This is a genomic window from Flavobacterium sp. Sd200 (assembly GCF_009826935.1).
In the GTDB taxonomy this organism is placed as follows: domain Bacteria; phylum Bacteroidota; class Bacteroidia; order Flavobacteriales; family Flavobacteriaceae; genus Flavobacterium.
In genome coordinates this window covers 148,020-166,470 of record NZ_WUMN01000007.1, presented here as the reverse complement: position 1 = coordinate 166,470, position 18,451 = coordinate 148,020, and the positions used below count along the sequence as shown (strand labels likewise).

At 38.1% G+C, this 18,451-nt stretch carries 16 protein-coding genes and 1 riboswitch; of the genes, 7 read left to right on the top strand and 9 right to left on the bottom strand.

What is annotated here, in order from left to right:
- Nucleotides 1-117 precede the first annotated feature (117 nt).
- The 3 genes from GR160_RS16670 (at nt 118) to GR160_RS16660 (ending at nt 4,025) form a co-directional block, all read left to right on the top strand.
- Nucleotides 118-489 carry a BlaI/MecI/CopY family transcriptional regulator gene (locus GR160_RS16670; RefSeq protein ID WP_160751029.1) on the top strand — a complete coding sequence of 124 codons (372 nt, stop codon included), beginning with the start codon at nt 118-120 and terminating at the stop codon, nt 487-489.
- Nucleotides 486-2,606 carry a M56 family metallopeptidase gene (locus GR160_RS16665; protein ID WP_160751028.1) on the top strand — a complete coding sequence of 707 codons (2,121 nt, stop codon included), beginning with the start codon at nt 486-488 and terminating at the stop codon, nt 2,604-2,606. The genes GR160_RS16670 and GR160_RS16665 overlap by 4 nt, the downstream gene beginning before the upstream one ends.
- A 318-nt stretch (nt 2,607-2,924) precedes the next feature.
- Nucleotides 2,925-4,025, top strand: a complete 1,101-nt coding sequence (locus tag GR160_RS16660; RefSeq protein ID WP_160751027.1) for a DUF4407 domain-containing protein — start codon at nt 2,925-2,927, stop codon at nt 4,023-4,025.
- Between the two features lie 116 nt (nt 4,026-4,141).
- Here the strand turns inward: GR160_RS16660 and GR160_RS16655 are convergent, their stop codons facing one another.
- The 4 genes from GR160_RS16655 to GR160_RS16640 all read right to left on the bottom strand — a co-directional run bounded on the left by GR160_RS16655 (nt 4,142) and on the right by GR160_RS16640 (nt 6,836).
- A complete protein-coding gene (locus GR160_RS16655) occupies nt 4,142-4,894 on the bottom strand; it encodes an enoyl-CoA hydratase/isomerase family protein (RefSeq protein WP_160751026.1) in 753 nt (250 codons plus the stop codon).
- Between the two features lie 5 nt (nt 4,895-4,899).
- Nucleotides 4,900-5,331 (bottom strand): 3-hydroxyacyl-ACP dehydratase FabZ family protein, encoded by a 432-nt coding sequence (locus tag GR160_RS16650; protein WP_160751025.1) that lies wholly within the window; start codon nt 5,329-5,331, stop codon nt 4,900-4,902.
- A gap of 53 nt (nt 5,332-5,384) precedes the next feature.
- Nucleotides 5,385-6,122, bottom strand: a complete 738-nt coding sequence (locus GR160_RS16645) for a PH domain-containing protein (RefSeq protein ID WP_160751024.1) — start codon at nt 6,120-6,122, stop codon at nt 5,385-5,387.
- Between the two features lie 111 nt (nt 6,123-6,233).
- The gene (locus tag GR160_RS16640) at nt 6,234-6,836 is read right to left on the bottom strand and encodes a 5'(3')-deoxyribonucleotidase (RefSeq protein ID WP_160751023.1); all 603 of its coding nucleotides are present in this window, start codon (nt 6,834-6,836) and stop codon (nt 6,234-6,236) included.
- Between the two features lie 109 nt (nt 6,837-6,945).
- Between GR160_RS16640 and GR160_RS16635 the strand changes: the two genes are divergently transcribed.
- Nucleotides 6,946-7,692: a DeoR/GlpR family DNA-binding transcription regulator gene (locus GR160_RS16635; RefSeq protein WP_160751022.1), complete on the top strand. Its 747-nt coding sequence runs from the start codon at nt 6,946-6,948 to the stop codon at nt 7,690-7,692.
- Nucleotides 7,693-7,768: 76 nt separating this feature from the next.
- On the opposite strand, the gene GR160_RS16630 is transcribed toward GR160_RS16635, so the two are convergent.
- Nucleotides 7,769-8,359: a hypothetical protein gene (locus GR160_RS16630; RefSeq protein WP_160751021.1), complete on the bottom strand. Its 591-nt coding sequence runs from the start codon at nt 8,357-8,359 to the stop codon at nt 7,769-7,771.
- Between the two features lie 184 nt (nt 8,360-8,543).
- On the opposite strand from GR160_RS16630, the gene GR160_RS16625 reads away from it, so the two are divergent.
- The 3 genes from GR160_RS16625 to GR160_RS16615 all read left to right on the top strand — a co-directional run bounded on the left by GR160_RS16625 (nt 8,544) and on the right by GR160_RS16615 (nt 12,840).
- A complete protein-coding gene (locus GR160_RS16625) occupies nt 8,544-9,419 on the top strand; it encodes an AraC family transcriptional regulator (RefSeq protein WP_160751020.1) in 876 nt (291 codons plus the stop codon).
- Between the two features lie 87 nt (nt 9,420-9,506).
- The gene (locus GR160_RS16620) at nt 9,507-11,615 is read left to right on the top strand and encodes an McrB family protein (RefSeq protein ID WP_160751019.1); all 2,109 of its coding nucleotides are present in this window, start codon (nt 9,507-9,509) and stop codon (nt 11,613-11,615) included.
- Complete coding sequence (locus GR160_RS16615) at nt 11,605-12,840, top strand: McrC family protein (protein ID WP_160751018.1); 1,236 nt, start codon at nt 11,605-11,607, stop codon at nt 12,838-12,840. Before GR160_RS16620 ends, GR160_RS16615 begins: the two co-directional genes overlap by 11 nt.
- Nucleotides 12,841-12,902: 62 nt before the next feature.
- Here GR160_RS16615 and GR160_RS16610 read toward each other — a convergent pair whose 3' ends face one another.
- The 4 genes from GR160_RS16610 to pnuC form a co-directional block, all read right to left on the bottom strand.
- On the bottom strand, nt 12,903-15,080 hold the full coding sequence (locus GR160_RS16610; protein ID WP_160751017.1) for a TonB-dependent receptor: 2,178 nt from the start codon (nt 15,078-15,080) through the stop codon (nt 12,903-12,905).
- A gap of 91 nt (nt 15,081-15,171) precedes the next feature.
- Nucleotides 15,172-15,268, bottom strand: a riboswitch (TPP riboswitch).
- A 246-nt stretch (nt 15,269-15,514) separates the two neighbouring features.
- Nucleotides 15,515-15,916: an alternative ribosome rescue aminoacyl-tRNA hydrolase ArfB gene (gene arfB / locus GR160_RS16605; RefSeq protein WP_160751016.1), complete on the bottom strand. Its 402-nt coding sequence runs from the start codon at nt 15,914-15,916 to the stop codon at nt 15,515-15,517.
- Nucleotides 15,917-15,924: 8 nt separating this feature from the next.
- On the bottom strand, nt 15,925-17,832 hold the full coding sequence (locus tag GR160_RS16600; RefSeq protein WP_160751015.1) for a DUF4301 family protein: 1,908 nt from the start codon (nt 17,830-17,832) through the stop codon (nt 15,925-15,927).
- Nucleotides 17,787-18,428, bottom strand: a complete 642-nt coding sequence (gene pnuC, locus GR160_RS16595) for a nicotinamide riboside transporter PnuC (RefSeq protein ID WP_160751014.1) — start codon at nt 18,426-18,428, stop codon at nt 17,787-17,789. Before pnuC ends, GR160_RS16600 begins: the two co-directional genes overlap by 46 nt.
- Nucleotides 18,429-18,451 lie beyond the last annotated feature (23 nt).

Here is an 18,451-nt window from a genome sequence, read left to right as displayed (position 1 = left end):
GAATCCGCCACACTAAATGGCGGATTTTTTTGTTAATAAATTTTGTGGTGTAATTTTTTATTCTACATTTGTAGAAACAAATCTATAATTGTAGAATTAAATCTAAGTTTGTAGAATATGCAGTTAACTAAAACCGAAGAACAATTAATGCAGTTTTTGTGGAAAGCAGAAAAAGCATTTATGAAAGATTTACTGGAAGCTTTTCCCGAACCTAAACCCGCAGCCACCACAGTGGCAACAATGCTAAAACGCATGGCTGATAAAGGCTTTGTGGGCTATACCGAATATGGAAAGGTTAGGGAATACTATCCAATGGTACCTAAATCCGATTACTTTGCCAAACAGGTAAACGGAATGATTAAAAGTTTCTTTAATAACTCAGCTTCTCAATTTGCCTCTTTCTTTACTAAAGAGACCGATATGACCGCTGCAGAACTTGAAGAACTCAGGAAAATTATCGACTCGGAAATTCAAAAAAAGAAACAATGACCGATTTTATTATCAAATCATCAATAAGTATGCTGGCTTTTTTAGCTGTGTACAAACTGTTTCTGGAGCGCGAAAAAATGCACCATTTTAACCGCTTCTACCTACTCGCTTCGCTAATAATATCGTTAGTGATTCCTTTTTTAAGCTTTACGATATACAAAGAGGTTGTTACAAATGTTGCACCACCCGTGCCGTTACAGGAAAACATTAACCTGATTGCAGCGACAGCAAAAAACGAAGAACCTATAGATTACACTATGCCTGTACTCTGTTCTGTTTATGGCATGATAACCCTGATTTTGTGTATAAGGTTTTTCAACAACATCAGGCATTTTAACAAGCAGATCAGGCAAAACAGCTCAGTTGTTCACGAAAATGCCTCATTGATACTGGTGGACGACTGCGTGATTCCGCACACTTTTTTAAATTACATTTTCGTCAACAAAGAAGAGTTTGAGCGCAACAGTATTGAAAACGAATTATACACACACGAACTTACACACGTTAGGCAAAAACACACTATAGACATATTGTTTATAGAAGTGCTTAAAACCATTTTCTGGTTTAATCCGCTGCTGTATATCTATAAAAAAGCAATACAGCTCAACCACGAGTTTCTGGCTGATGAAAGCGTGATTAACCACAGCCATAATATAACTTTTTATCAAAAACTGCTACTGCAAAAAGCTGTACCTGCCACAAATTATATATTGGCAAGCAGCCTGAATTTTAGTGTAACCAAAAAACGTTTTAAAATGATGACAAAAGCCACACCTAAAGCCAAAGCCACCGTGCTTAAGCTTGCCGCATTGCCTTTAATAGCAGGGCTTCTTTATGCCCTTTGCATAGAAGTTGTAGCACAAACCGTTATTGTTAATCCGATAGAAGCAATTGCCTTACCCGAACAAAACGCAATAAAACACGGAGAAAAAGACCCGGTGAGAGACAGCTATTATGCAGGTGTTCATGTTGTTATTCACGATGGAAAAGACAAAATAATAAATAAGCCTTATGAGCAGTTAACAGAAGCTGAAAAAGACAAATATCTTGCACCGGTGCCTAAGCCTGCAGAGAAAAGAGCATTATCGGACAAATTATTTGAATCGCTCAAAGATAAAAAAACATACAGTGTTGCTATAGATAATGAACACGTAGATAACAGTAAGCTTAACAGCTATAAACCGGAAGATTTTGCTGTTTATACCTCTTCTCCGGCATTTACAGATGCTGTTACAGGAAAACAGGCACTATCGCAATACATGCTTTATACCAACAATTATTATGATACGAATGTAAAAGACGCTCATAAAAAATATAAACATTCAACCTATGTTGTTTCTATAGGAATCTATTCAGATCCGGCCGCTGCACAGTCGCCCAATCCAACTCCCGAAAGTAAAGTAACTCATGTGACTGCAGATACTGTCAAAAAAACCAAAGAGCAAAAAATGGCAGAAACCAGAAGAGTCGTAGCAATGGCCGAAAGAGATAGAGCTATGGCTGAAAGGGAAAAAATGATTGCTAAAAGAAATGCGCTTAGTGCACAAAGAGACACTGTAAAAGATAACCCCGAACTTGAACAACGCCGAGCAGAAATAGAGAAAAAACGTGCTGCGATGGATCAAAAACGTCAGGAGCTTTTAGCTAAAAAAAAGGGACTTGATACACGAAAAGACTCTATCCATAAAAATAAAAGCGCTCGTTTAGAAGAGCGCCACGAAGCCTTAGAAAAAAGAAAGCAGCAAATGGAGGCAAAAAAAGCTTTGTTTAAAGAGCCTAAAGTATATCAGGAAAATAAAATCTATAGCGCGGGTGAAGTAGAAAAAGAACCAGAATATCCGGGAGGTGCTACCGCTTTTTACTCTTATGTAAAAGACAAACTAAAAACCCCTTCTGATTTTAAAGAGAAGAGTGCAAAGGTATATGCCTCTTTTATTGTAGAGAAAGACGGCACTATTAGCACCGTTGAGATATTGCGCCAACCTGACGGTGTAGATTTAAAAGATGCCGTTGCAAAAGTGCTTAAAAAAAGTAAAAAGTGGAGCCCTGCCACAGTGGAAAATAAGGCAGTGCGTTGCAGCTACGTAATGCCCATACTTGTAGAAGACCAAAAATAACTGCTGAGTTAGTTGTTAAATTTCCGCCCAACGTGGCGGATTTTTTTGTTTACTGTATTTTGCCACGCCTCAAACATAAGCGCATTGAAGAAATAATTACAACATTTTTTTCTAATTGAGTCGTCAACAAATAAGGAGAACCAAAATAATTCGTCGCTAAAAAACATGTAGTACAGTGGTTTAACAACATTGCATTAAAATTTGCGTTACATTTGCAGGGTGCTGCCCCTAATCAAGGCATAACAAAAAGCACCATCATTAAAATCATCTGACTGTTGCAAAACATGTTAAACATCATCACATCAAAAACGAATTATTATGCTGAAACAATTTTTTATTACCTGTTCCGGGGCAGATAAAACCATTATCTACAGCTGTTCTAATGGAGAACAAAACAAATATGCCGGTATTGGCGCCACTGTTTTTTTTACCGCCCTGCTTGCCTGGATAGCTTCTTCTTATGCGCTTTATACTGTTTTCGACAATGTGTACACAGCGGCATTTTTCGGGTTTGTATGGGGGTTACTAATCTTTAACCTGGATAGGTTTATTGTCTCAACCATTCGCAAGCGCGACCGCTTTGGGCAGGAACTGCTACAAGCCACACCCCGCATAGTACTTGCTGTGATTATTGCTATAGTAATTTCTAAACCTTTAGAGATAAAGATCTTTGAAAAAGAAATAAATGCGGTATTACTTAAGGAAAAGAACAATATGGCTATTGCCAATAAAAAGCAGGTAGCAGACTTTTATAAGGGCGATATAGATAAGAATAAGGCGCAAACTGACAGCTTGAAATCTCAGATATCTAAAAAGGAAAAAGAGGTAAACGACCTGTATGCCACTTATATTACTGAAGCTGAAGGAACCAAAGGCACCCTGAAAATGGGCAAGGGCCCGGTATATGCAGAAAAGCGCATAAAGCACGATGCTGCACTTAAAGAACTGGAAGAATTACGCAAAACTAACAACGCCAAGATTGCCGAAAACGAAAAACAGGCCAAAACCCTGCAAACTGACCTTGATAAAAAAGTAAGCGACACCCAACCCGTTATTGACGGTTTCGATGGACTTATGGCTCGCATCAATGCGCTTAATAAATTGCCGTTTTTGCCATCACTGTTTATTATGCTGCTGTTTTTGGCTATCGAAACTTCCCCTATTATTGCCAAATTGCTTTCACCAAAAGGAGAATATGACTTTAAGATAGAAGACAGCGAGGCAGCCGTTAAAGTAAATCTTGCCCAAAACAATCATCAGCGTGAACTGATGCGCACTACCGATGCAGGCATTTATGACGATGTATATGCAGAGATCAGGCAGGATAAGGAGCTATACAATTACAAGAAAAAGAAAGCTATTGAACTTTTAGAACTACAGGCAGACCATTTTAGCGAAAAGCAGAAGAATGTTATGTAGTTTTTTGGTTAATGGTTGTTGGTTGTTCGAAGACCTATGCCTGTTATAAATTTATAGATTTACCAGTTACTGTTATTACAGCATGGGTGAAGATCCCATCAACTAACAACCATCAACTATTTCCTGAATGCCTCAAGGGCATTAACCGTAAAGTCAGACAATACAAGCTTGCCACTCATGGCTGCCCTTTCAGCTAAGAGTGTATCCCAATGTTGTGTGTTTTCCCAGGCAATTTGTTTAAGCAATCGCATAGCCTCAGGATTGTATAACGATAATTTATGAGCAAGTGTTTCAATAGCTGTATCCATATCGGCAATACTGTCAAACACCTGTGCATACAGGCCTTTTTGCTGTGCCCATTGAGCAGTATAAAGCTCGGAAGCATTTACAGAAAGTTCCATAAATGCCGATGTACCAATTTTGCGTTCTACGGCAGGACTAATAACAAACGGACCTATGCCTATGGTCAGTTCGCTTAGTTTTATCTGCGCGGCGGTTGTAGCAAAAGTATAGTCAGCCGCAGCGGCAATACCTACACCCCCGCCCACTGCCCTACCCTGAACACGTGCTATGATTAGCTTAGGGCTTTTGCGCATGGCATTTATAACGTTGGCAAAACCGGAAAAGAACGCTTTGCCGGCTTCAAAGTCTTTTATAGATGTAAGTTCTTCAAATGATGCCCCGGCGCAAAAAGTACGGTCGCCTTCGCTCTTTAAAACAATAACGTTTACGGCATCATCATTACCCAGGCTTTGTATTTGTTCCGTAAGTTTAGCTAACTGGGCTGATGGCATGGAGTTGCCCTGCGGATGAAAAAAAGTTATGGTGCCCACGCCATTATTAATAGCTGATGTTACAAATGCTTCCATACTTACTATCGGGCCATTTGTTTTTCATCTATTTTTATAGACATCCACGAAGCTTCAAAAACAACTCCGTCAGCAGCATAACCCTTACCGGATTGTTTAATTATTTTTTCGCTTAGACGTATATTTTTAATAACATATGTAATAGTTTCACCAAAACTAAGCCCTTTAAAAAACTGAGCCGATTCTATTTGCACCAGTGCAAAAATACCATCGGTTACACCCAAAAGGCGAACACCGGCACCGCCTGCCTGCGCCATAGATTCTATAAGAATAGTTCCCGGTACAAAGTTAAACCCGGGAAAATTGCCTTTTAGCATTACTTCTGTTTTATGAAACGTGTACACCGCCGTTATTTCATCTGTTGTAAAGGATGTTATTTCATCTACAAATAAAAAAGGAGCACGGTGCGGTATAAGTTCTTCAATATCTTTACTCATGGCATTTAAGCATTAAAAGTTACTATTAAACAAACATTTCAAATAAAATAACACTATAAATAAGCCAGTATTTCCTTCTTGTAGGCATCATATTCGCCCTGTAGTATCAGTCCGTTATCTAAAAGCTTTTTATAGTTTTGCAGCTTCTCAAAAAGCTCTTCTTTGCTTAGGGCTGCAAGTCCGGTTTTAGTTTCCTGTTTTTCTTCGGCAACAGGAGTTGCAGTAACAGGTTCCGGTTGTGGCTCAGGCTCAGGTACATGAAGACTGTGGTTTATAATTTCTGCAAAATCAGTAACTTCTTCTGTTTCTACCTCTTCAATCTCGTCAACAGGTTCTTCTGTATATTGCACTGGAGCAGGCTCAGGACTTGCTGTAAAAACAGGTGCTGCAATGGCTTCTTTTAAAAGCTCTAATTGCTCTTTGGCAAAAGTATAAATTTTGCGGGCCTGTATTTTAGGGATGTAATCTATAGAGATGGTAAGATCTGTATTGGTAGTAAAAGAAAACTCAGATCCTAAGATATTCTCTTTTACAAAAGCAGCACTAATGAGGCTCCATGGATAATCAGTAAAATCCATAGATAACCCCAAATTTTTAGGCTTGCATATAATGATGCGCTTGTTGGTAAGCACTATACTATCAGGAAAAACAGTAAGGGCAGGCTTTTTTTGTACACCAATGTAGCCCACCTCTTCATTTTTCATCAACAGGTCGCTAAGCTTTGCAGAAATTTTCTCTATAGCCTTAGGATCCTGCTCTTCGTTTAAGAACTTTTTAAACTGCTCTTTCATTTTGATGGTTATTTTTACCAAATTTAAGTAAATACTTATAACCACAAAATAACAGGCAAATAACTTAACTTATTTTATATAAGTTGTAAGTCATAAGGTATACTCACAGGTTTACCAACGCGCTCTGTTTTCCGGCACGGCAGGTATGGCCACATTGTGCACTTTTTTGCGCAGCTGCGTCAGATCGCGCACAAGTGCAGGAACCTCTTTCCAGTTGTTCACCCTTTGATGGTGCGTGTGGTTAACGTTATGAAAAGCTGTAAACATTAACGGTTTTCCTTTACAAAAATCAAGATTTTTGCAATGGTCGTCAATTAAAAAGTCGGTATCAATAACGCTTTTGTCTCCGCAAAAAATAATGTTTTTCCAGCTTATAAACGGAAAATGTTCTGCCAGCCACTGATGTTTTTCGTATAAAGACAATGGGAATTCCATAGCTGCCGATACAATATAAACATCATAATCTTTCATAAGGTCTTTAACCGCCTCAACAGCTCCTTCCATTACGGGAACTGTTCGAAAAAAGCCCGGGGTAACCAAAAATTTGCCAATGGCACCTTTTACAGGGGTAGCATCATGCTCCATAAAGCCTTCCATAGACTTTCTGTCTAATACCACACCGTAATCTCTTTCATACCAATCGATGTAGTGTTTCTCTACATCAGCAATAACACCGTCCATGTCTATTGCTATTGTCTTGCGTCCGGTTTCCATAATTTGCTTAATTTTGCGACAAAGTTATAAAACATTTGCAATATATTGCAAATATATGCTGCTTTTTGCAATATTAAATTTATGTATCTTTGCCGTAAATTTTTACGTAATGGTAAAAGAAGAACGTTTACAATTTATATTAGAGCAACTTACAAAGGGCAACAAAGTTCAGCTTACCGAAATGAGCCGTTTGCTTAACGTATCTGAAGATACTGTAAGGCGCGATATTAAAGAACTTGATGTACAGGGGCTTTTAAAAGCCGTTAGGGGTGGTGCAATTGCAAACTCTACCATACCCCAGCACTACCGGGATCGCGAAAAATATGATGTGAGCCATAAACTGCGCATGGCTCAAAAAGCCATACCTTTTTTAAAAAACGGGCAAACTATTTTTATGGATGGTGGTACATCTGTACTGGCTGTGGCAAAAATGATACCTAAAGACCTTAAAATTCAGGTAGTAACCAACAGCTTTCCGGTAGCCGATGCGCTGGAAGACCACCCTACCGCCGAAGTGGTTTTTGCCGGAGGGCGGCTGTATAAAACAGCTTTTACTACTATTGGGCAACAGGCTATAGATACTATAAGAAATGTAAGGGCTAATATTTATTTTTTCGGAGTAAGCAGTATTCACACCATTGGACTTACGGCCCGCAGTTATGAAGACAGCCTTGTAAAGCGCAATATGGTAGAGAATGCCCAGCAAATTATTGCACTTTCTACCCTCGAAAAAATTGATACTGCCGAGGCATTCTTTATATGCCCCATTACTAAAGTAGATGTATTGATAACAGAAGCCGACAGCGATAACGAAAAGCTACAGCCCTATAAAGATTTGGGATTGCAGGTGATTTAAATAAATCACCTCACACAAAAAGAGAAATGCCCCACCGTTAAGTGGGGCATTTCTGCTATAACCAAACCTCTTTTATTTATCGCGCTGCAATAGTCTCAACAAAAGTTTTGTTGTTGTATGACGTTACAAGCGTGAAGTTTTGCGCGGTAGTGTTCCTGATGTCAAACGTTTTGCTTAGCGTTTGCTCACCTTTGATGATTTCGCTGTAAAGCTCATTGCTGTTTTCATCATACACTTTTATTTCTACCGGTGTTTTTTCGTTGTTAAGGATGCTTACAGATACTAAACCGTCTTTTTTAATTAAAACCGGTTTATAGATGTCTGCTAAGGTTTTGCCGGTTACGGTAGCGGTAGCACCGTTAATAACAATTTCGTGGCGAGATACTTTAGCAGGAGTTTCTGTTTCAAGGTAGTAAGTTCCGCTTGGCAGGGCAGCAAGATCATAAGTTCTTGTTATTTTGCCATCTTTACTTTTAAGTACTTCGTCAAATATCGCAACATTCTCTGTGCTGTATATTGATACGTGAACGTTTTTAGTTTCGTTGATAACAAAGTTGATTACTTTGCCAGATTTTACACTTACAGAAAAGTTAGTGTCGTTAGCGTGCATTGTAAAAGCTGTTAAAAAAGCTACTAATGCTAAACCGAATTTCATTGCATTCTTCATAATCTATAGTCTTTAATTGGTTTCTTTATTTCTACACTGCTAAATTACACACATACCTTAAAAATTATTACATCTATATTTTCATATATATATGCTATATTAACTTTACGAAAACGTTTTTTAGTTAATTTCGGAAAATATCACAGCTTTTTGAGTACATTTGTAACGAAAAAATTTTCGTAAAATGAAAGCTTTAAGACCCACTTTCGAACTTATAGAACCCTCTTTTGGGAGCTCGTTTACCTATAGCAGCTATAAGCAAAATGCCAACATAAGTTCGCACCACTGGCATCATCACCCCGAAATAGAACTGGTGTATGTAAACGGCGGGTCGGGCAAACGGCAAATTGGCAGTCATATCTCCTATTACAACGACGGCGACCTGATACTTATAGGCAGTAACCTGCCCCATTGTGGCTTTACCGATATTACCACCGGTAACAAACAGGAAACCGTTGTTCAAATGAAACCCGATTTTTTGGGCGATGGTTTTATGGTACTGCCTGAAACCCGAAATTTGTTGGGATTGTTTGAAAGAGCCAAACGCGGTATTGCCTTTGGTGCCGAAACCCGAAAGAATATAGGCGACAGGGTTGAAGCCATGAAAGAAATGCTACCCTTTGAACGCTTGCTTAGCCTTATAACAGTACTTTATGACCTTGAACAGGCCGACGATTATAAAGTGCTTAACGCAGAGGGCTTTGCACTGGAAACCCAAGTACAGGACAACGACCGCATTAACATGGTGTTTAACTATGTAAAAGACAATTATAAATTTCCTATTGCGCTGGAGGATATGGCCGAAAAAACAAGTATGACCGTACCTTCTTTTTGCCGTTATTTTAAAAAAATGACAAAAAAAACCTTTGTGCATTTTGTAAATGAATACCGTGTGGTACACGCCTGTAAACTACTGGCTGAAAACTCTATGAGCATTGCCGACGTGTGCTACGAAAGCGGGTTTAACAATTTTAGCCACTTTAATAAATCGTTTAAAGAAATTACAGGCCGCAGTGCCTCACAGTACAGGCATGAATTGAGGAATGTGGTTGCTGATTAAGGAATATTATATTTTTTACAAGTGAGGATTTCCTTATTTTTTTCTGTTAAAATTTGGTAGGTTTACGATACTATAATTTACAAAACAATGACAGAAGAAGAATATAACTTAGCTTGGAAAAAATCTATTGAAAAGGCAATAGAATCTTTAGATATAAACGGATGGGATAGATATTACAATAGTTCGATTTACGATGTTTCATATAATGGTAAATTATATCCTCCTAAAGTTGTCTTTAGAGAAGCAACCGAAATATTTGCTAAAGATTTTCCCCAAGAGAGTATCCCTTCTCTTTCCGGAGGGATTCCTACTAATAAATTTTTAGAGAAAATTGGTTTCCCTGTCAAATCTAAGTATCTAAATATTGACATTGGCGACCGCCCCATCTTCAAATTTTCTATGGGTGACTACTTTAAATCAACTCGCTTTACGAAATTCAATATTGTAGAACGATTAGAAAAGTTAAACCTTATCTCAATGCATTCAGCAACAAAAAAAGGGCAGGGTATTTACTTTACTAATAATCTAAAAATAGGCGATTATGTTTACATCACTTACGGTAAGGATAAATTGGGACCACTTTGCAAAATTACAAGTGAAATAATAGAACTTCCTGATGATATAAAAAAAGATATTGATGAGGAAGGTTATCAGGCCAGGAGCATTAAAATAATTGCCGAACCGATTGTAAACAATACCATTAAATTATCGCAAGACAAAAGAGCATGGTTACCCAGCGGATATAGTACGTTGTATGAAGTAGCCGATATAAATGAAGCGAACAAAGTACTATTTAACAAATATTATAAAGTAAATATATCATCGGAAAGACTTCAACAACAACCTTTAGAATGGGAATATGAAGAGGAGACTTTCAAAATTATACTTTCAAAACATCCACTGAACAAAATTCTATATGGCCCACCGGGTACGGGTAAAACCTACAACACCAAAGAATTGGCTGTACAAATTGCCAATCCCGATTTAATATTTGATGATGAAATAAGTACTTACGAAAAAAGAAAAATCGTAAACGAAGAGTATGAAAATTTAGTCTCTAACGGGCAAATAGTATTCTCTACCTTTCATCAAAGTATGAGTTATGAAGATTTTATTGAGGGCATAAAGCCTGAGACTAATAATGGAGATGTAACATATGACGTTGTATCTGGAGTCTTTAAAGAATTATGCGAAAAGGCAGGAATTAAAAGCAGTTCTAATTTTGAGGAAGTACTTTCAAAATTTAAACAGCATCTTATTGACAATGAGAAAGTAACTATAAATACAGGGAATATAGAATTTGATGTATATTATAAAGGCGGAAAAACATTTAAAATAAATCCAAAAGATTCAAAAAATAAAAATCCGCTATATCCTGCATCAATAGAGAATATATTAAAAATGTATCAAAATACACCTGGCGAAGGGATGTACAATCCTTCTTATGTAAAAGGTATACTTATGCATTTATATTCAAACTATGGTCTTATAAAGTATGATTCCATACAAAATGACGAAATAAAAAATCACATATTAATCATAGACGAAATAAATCGTGGTAATGTCTCACAAATATTTGGTGAGCTTATCACACTATTAGAAGAAGATAAGCGACTTGGTAATAAAGAAGCGTTGGAAGTAGTCCTCCCCTACAGCAAAGAAAAATTCGGGGTGCCGCCAAACCTTTATATTATTGGCACTATGAATACTGCCGACCGTAGTGTTGAGGCTCTCGACACGGCTTTGCGCAGAAGGTTTTCGTTTAAAGAATTAATGCCGCAACCTCATCTTTTAAAAAACATAGAATTTAACGGCTTTAACCTTAGAGAAGTTTTAGAGGCTATTAACAACCGTGTAGAAATATTGTTAGACAGAGACCACACCATTGGTCACTCCTACTTCATTAACATTAAAAGTAATGACACCAAAGCTTTAACGGCCGCTTTTAAAAACTGTATCATTCCGTTATTGCAGGAATACTTTTATCATAATTACGAAAAGATAGCACTGATTTTGGGCGAGGGGTTTGTTACTGTAAAAGATACTAAAGACATTCATTTTGCATCTTTTACAAAAGTGACTTTAGAAAAACCGGATGTAATCAAAAAGTTTGAGTTTATTAATGAAATTAATGACATTGAAAAAGCTATAGCCTCATTACTTAACAAACCTGTAACCCTGCAAAATGAAGGATAACACCATTCAGGTTTTTGAGCATCAGTTTTTGCCCATAGGTGGCAACTTCAAACAACATCATTTTGTGGCATTGTCTAAACTGAATGCATTACACAACGATTGCTATTTTGATGTGCGCCACAACGGTATCAAGTTTAAGCAATATGTGGGTGTAATACAGGCAGACGGGCTTACTATAGAAATATTGCCTAAAATTGATATTGCAGTCAATCAAATAAGCGATGAGAAAGCTGTATGGCAAAAGGCATTAATAGAAATGCTTAGGGTTACGAAAAAACTCAAAGTTCAAAAAGTAGGTGAAGCTAATGTTACAAAGCAAAACATACACCTGCTCGACATTTATTTTGAGTGGTTTTTAAATGAGGTAGAGGTTCTGCTACACCAGGGATTAATAAAACAGTATTACAAACAAACCGGAAATGTAAAGGCTCTTAAAGGCAAGCTTGAGTTTGCAGGGCACATTGCCAAAAACCTCGTGCACAAAGAGCGTTTCTATACTTCGCATCAGGTGTATGATAAAGATCATCTTATCCATCAAATAATAGCCAAGGCACTCAATATTATAGCGCAATGCACTAAAGGAGGTTACCTGTATGGCAAATGCAAATCTGTTCAACTGGATTTTCCGGAAGTAAAAGATATTAAGGCAACTGCAGATACGTTTACAAAAATTCCCGTATCGCGCAAAACAAAACCTTATGATACTGCACTTGCCATTGCAAGGCTTATTATCCTGAACTATGCACCAAACATATCTAAAGGAAATGAAAAAATGCTGGCGTTGCTTTTTGATATGAATACGCTTTGGGAAGAATATATTTTAATACGGCTGCAAGAGGCTGCAACAAATGGTTTTACGGTTAGTGGGCAACAGTCGCTTCATTTTTGGAATGGCATTACTATTAGGCCTGACATTGTAATTACAAAAAATGAAACTGAAGTCTTTATTATAGATACAAAATGGAAGAACATTCATTACAGTGTGCCGTCTACACATGATTTAAGGCAAATGTATGTGTATAATGACTATTGGAAATCTAATTGCGCAATATTGCTTTATCCGCATTACACAACCCGGAAACCTGATTTCAAAAGCTTTGAAAACATTAAAGAAAATAAAGAATCACATCATCAATGCGGGATTGGTAAAATTTCTATTTTTAAGCCAGACAGTAATGTGCTGAACGAAAATATCGGCACAGAGATCTTAAACTGGTTTATATAAAAAATCCTGCCGAAAATACACAACGGCAGGATCTCACAGAATAAAATAGTAAACTAAAACAATTAAAATTTAAGCGTTGCCCCTGCAAGGAAGTTTATACCTGCCTGTGCAAAGTAGTACGGATATGGGCCATACATATAGCCGTTAGAGATATATTGCTCGTCGAAAATATTGTTTACAAGCCCGCTAAATACTACCGATTTAAATACCGGAATATTCTTAAGCTCATAGGTAATATTAAGGTCGTTTACAAAATAGCCTTTTAGCTTGCTGTCCCCCGTTTCGGTATTGTCCATATATTGCTCTCCAACATATTTAGACAAAAACGCCACCTGAAAATCTTTTGCAGGAATAACAATTATCTGGCTGCCTGCAATTACACTTGGAGAAAACGCAATTTTAGTATCGCCCAGGTTTACAGGACCATCAGTAGTTTGGTTATTAAAGTCGATGTTTTTATTGTCGCTCAGTGCCACATTTGGCCTCCATACTAAACGGTTTGTTATATAAAGTGTAGCATCGGCTTCAAGCCCCATGCGATAGCTGTCTTTTACATTGGTATATATAGGCGATCCTACATCGTCAAGGTTTCCTGTAGCCACAAGCTGGTCTTTATACCTCATGTAGTAGCCGTTTACGTTTATGGTACTGCGCCCGTGTTTGTATCTCCAACCCAACTCAAAATCGTTCAGGCTTTCCGATTTAAAAGCACCGTTCTCATAATCATTGCGGCGTGGCTCTTTATTGGCACGGGCATACGAAAGGTAAATATTATTGTTACCGTTAACCGTATACGTTAAACCTGCCTTTGGGTTAAAAAAGTTAAAGGTATCATCTACCGGAATAGCCCAAGAGCTGCTCTCTACAACATTGGTAGCATCATAATGCACACGACGGTATTGTAAATCTCCAAAAGCACTAAGCGAGTTTGTTAGCTGATAAGTAGCCTTTCCAAAAACATTGAAATCGGTTTTAGTGGCATCGTTATCATAATAACGGTCGTTAGGGCGAACACTGTTTGAAAACTGAGACCATATAACCTCTCCAAAGTGTGCACCTTCATACTTGTTCCAGGCACCTCCAAAGGTAGCGTTCAGTTTAGCCGACTTATAGTTTGCCGAGAATGTAGCACCATAAAAATCGTTGTCAAGCCATTTGCGGGTAACAAGGTCACCCTCTTCCCTCAAAGCCCCATCTATAATTAACGGTGTTATGCCATAATCACTAAGCGTTTTGTCGTCGCGGTAGTTTTCATAATAACCACGCCCTTTGGTATAGTGCAATGCCATATTTGTACTCCAGCTATCGGTAACCCTTTCGTTCCAGTGTAACTGAAAATGATCCTGCTGATAGTTATCGGTTTCGTTCTTGTAAAAATGCTCGTTGCCCGCATCGTCAAAATACTGGCCGGAGTAATTAAACCTCCTATTAGAGGCAAGTGTTTCGGCATCAAGACCGTTCCATGCCTGATAGGTTTTTTCGCTTCCGCCAAAGGCAAGGGCTTTAATAAGCGTAGTTTTCCCTACATAGGCTCCCTGTAAAAAATAAGATTTAAGACGGGACGATGCTCTGTCTACATATCCGTCTGAACCAACATTTGAAACGCGTCCGGATAGTTCAACATTATTGTTCATAAGCCCGGTACTGAATTTTAGCGTATGCTTATGCGAACCAAAACTGCCGAAAGAGTTAGATATTTCTCCGCTCGACTCTTTTTTATAGGCATCTGTAAGCAGGTTAAGGCTGGCTCCAAAAGCTCCCGCCCCGTTTGTGGAGGTACCTACACCGCGTTGTAGCTGTATGTTTTCTACCGAAGATGCAAAATCGGGCATGTTAACCCAAAACGTTCCCTGCGATTCAGAGTCGTTTAATGGCACACCGTTTAGCGTAACGTTTACGCGACTGGCATCGGCACCACGCACACGAATGCCTGTATATCCTATACCGTTACCTGCATCTGAAGTGGTTACTACAGACGGTAAATAGTTAAGCAAAATAGGGATGTCCTGACCCAAATTGCGGGGAGCAAGCTCTTCTTTGCTAACATTACTAAATGTTACCGGAGTATTGCTGTTTACACGAACGGCCTGCACAAGAACCTCATCAAGTGTATTAATACTGTCCTTAGCCGGAGGTTGCTGCGCATAGGCTGTAAAGCCAATAAATGAAGTGAGAAGTGTTTTAGCACCTAAGCGTCTAAGCGCCTTAGTGTCTTTGTAAGAATGGAATAAAAGTTTCATCCGTAAAATAATGTTTACGAATAAAAGGGGCAATTATCCTTATTTGTTAATTTAAAATAGTTAGTAAAAGCAATATCTACAGCGTGCACTCTGTATTACTTGCCTTAATTTCCCTTGGCAGCATTACCCGCCCAGGTTCTTTGGGTATGATCTCAGCCCGATTATTTAGGGCACCCCTTTGAGACGCGGCAAATGTAAATAATTATTTTGATTATTTGTTAATTTGCGGATGCGTTAATTTGATGATTTGTGGATTTGGTTATTAGGTAGCTCATGAATTTTACCGCAAAGTTGTGCAAAGGAGGCACAACTTTGCGATATTCACGCTGTAAACTAATTTAGAAAAAAGATATATTAAACAACAAACCCTGCCGTTTGGCAGGGTCTATTATCTATTATCTTCAGTCTAATATCTCAAATCTATCATCTGAAATCTAAACATCCGGCTTTCGTCTGTTCTGTTTCTTGTCAGACAAACGCCTTTTGCCCTCAATGCGTCTTTTGATAACCGCTTTAGGCACTTTTGTAGCAATGCGTGGCTTATCTGTTTTTAAGGCTGCCTCCATTACCATAAAGAATCTTTTTATAACAATATCTTTATTTCTAAGCTGGCTACGATCTTCATCACATTGCAATATAAGCGTACCATCATCAGTAAGACGGCTGGCTAATCGTGTAAGCGCGAGAATCTTTTCGGCTTCACTCAAAGCTAATGAAGCATTAACATTAAATCCAAGTACTACTTTACTGCTTACCTTATTTACATTCTGTCCGCCGGCACCACTACTGCGCACGGCTTTAAAAGTAAGCTCGCTTACTATTTTTTCTTTGTTCACTGTATTTATTAAACCGGTTCCTGATGTGCAGGCTTAAGCAGGTCGTTAACGGTTTTAACCGGATTAAATGTTTTAAGCGGAACCTCTACAAAAACAGTTATCCATCCGGCCATTGCACCGTTCCATAAGCCCGGCAACTCATATGATTTTACATCTTTGCCCATCCTGTTCTTATATACTATAAAACCGGTATTAGGATCTACATATTCAGTAAGGTCAAACTTGCTGCCTTTATAATCTTTAAGACCACATACTAAATCAACCGGATTGAAGTGGGTAGACTGCGAGAAAATATGGCTTTGTATTTTGTTATCAAGATCTATTTGAGAGCTTTCTACAATTTGCAATGTCACCCTGCCTCTTTTACCTTTAATCCAAAATGGCCCACCGCCCGGCTCTCCTTCGTTTTTAACCATACCACACACACGGATAGGCCTGTCCAAAAGCTCTTTAACGTATAAGAACTTGTTTTCTAAAGTAAACTTATCAAAATCGGGAGAAATATCCATCGATAGCTTAATGGCTGCAAAATCTATAATTTCGTCAAGCTCTGCCTCGCTTATTTCGTTAGTTTCTATGCGTTCAAGATAATGGAAAATCCTTTCCTGCAATTCTACCAACATACCGGCAAGTGCCTTTTTGTAGGTAGCAATAGTCTCCATTTTAGTATGCCTAACGTTGTCTATGTTTTTAACAAACACAATATCGGCATCCAAACGGTTAAGGTTTTCTATAAGGGCACCATGTCCACCCGGCCTGAAAAGCAGTTTGCCTTTTTCATCCCTAAATGGCTTGTTGTCCATATCTACCGCAAGGGTATCGGTTTCCTTGTGCTGATAGGTAAAGTTAAAGCTTATTTTAATTCCGCTTTCTTCTTCTACCCTTGCCCTTACTTCGTTTATAGAATCAAGGAATCCGTTAAGGTGATTTTCTGAAATGGTAAAATGCACATGCGTTTGCCCGCACGAGGCCGCATAGGCAACGCTTTCGCGAAGGTGCTCATATATAGGTGTGGCACCAAAACCATCATAACAATGGAAAGGTATAATACCTTTTGGCTTATTGGCATAATCAAAGAACTGCTCGCTCATCATGGTTTTTATAAAACTGTAATTGCGGGCATCTTCCCTTACGTTTTCGCCATCACCTTCAGGATAAACAATGTGTTTTTCGGCCTCTGCGGCAATTTCGTTGTAAAAAGGAAACCTTTCAAGGCCAAGCAAAAACACCTGCAGCGAGTTGTCTTTAGTGCGGTTTATGTAACCGTTTATAGTTTCTTTGGCAGGATCGTAATTAGAGATAAAATCGTGCAGGAACTTAAACATGCGCGTTGCAGCACCCGATGCCGGAACGAACTTTTTAAGCTTATATTTTTCTTTTTTGCCTTCAAAAAACTGGGCATATTCCAAAGCCTCTTCTTTAGCCAAAGAAACAACCCCATCGTTAATAATAGCCGGACGTTCTAACAATATCTTTGCAATACCGTTTCTGAATATGTCAATCTGACTCTCAATTTTATCAATATGTATATTCCTGTTGTACACCTGTACAAAATCGGTTACAGATAATCCAAGCGTTAGAGCTTTTTCCAATTGGTTTACAATACACGACACTTTTGCAAAAACGTCGTTATAACCTTCAGTAACCCTTAGCCTTGGGTTGCTTTGCATCCTTAGCATGTCGGCAAGCTCATTGGCTTTCTTCTTTTCTTCGGGAGCAATAACTATGGCAAGGTCAGATGTTTTTGGGGTGTTTACAGTATCTATATCTTTTGCTTTAAAAAAAAGTTGTCTGTTATTTTTCTCTTCAGCAAAGGGCTCTTTATTAAGCAAAGCTGCAGTGGGTTTACTGTCTTTCTCTGCATAAATTGTTATTGTAATGGTATCGACTTTTTGTCTTGTAAAATTTTCTTCCATGCTACATAGCCATATATGGCAATTAGTGTTAAAAATACATTTAAAATACTTGTAAGCGTATAGCCTTTAAGGTAAAAAAGCGGAATAGCGATAACATCTCCGGCAATCAAAAAAAGCCAGTTTTCGAGTTTTCTTTTAGCAAGCAGCCATGTCCCCACAAATAGCAGCCCGGTCATAAATATATCGGCATACGCCCACCATTTATCGAACCTGTCAAGAAAAAGATAAATTCCGGAAACAAATATAAGAGAAAAAATGAAAATTAAAGCGCATTTTAGATAATCTCTTCGTGAATTTATCGTTATTTTTAGATAATCATTGCTATTTCCATATTTACCACTCCACAAAAGCCATCCGTAAATACTTACATAAAAGTAATATAGGTTAATAACGAGGTCGCCATAAAGCTCCCAGTCATATAGTAGATAAATATATATAATAGTACTAATCAATCCCGTAGGATACAATAAGATACTGTTTTTTTTTGATAAAATTACGCTCGCAATACCTAAAAATACGGCAATGGTTTCGAGCGTTATCTGTAAAACACTATAGCCCCTGTACTGGCCAAATAGGAATTCAGCAACTTCGTGCATTTGTAAATTTATAAACAAATTAG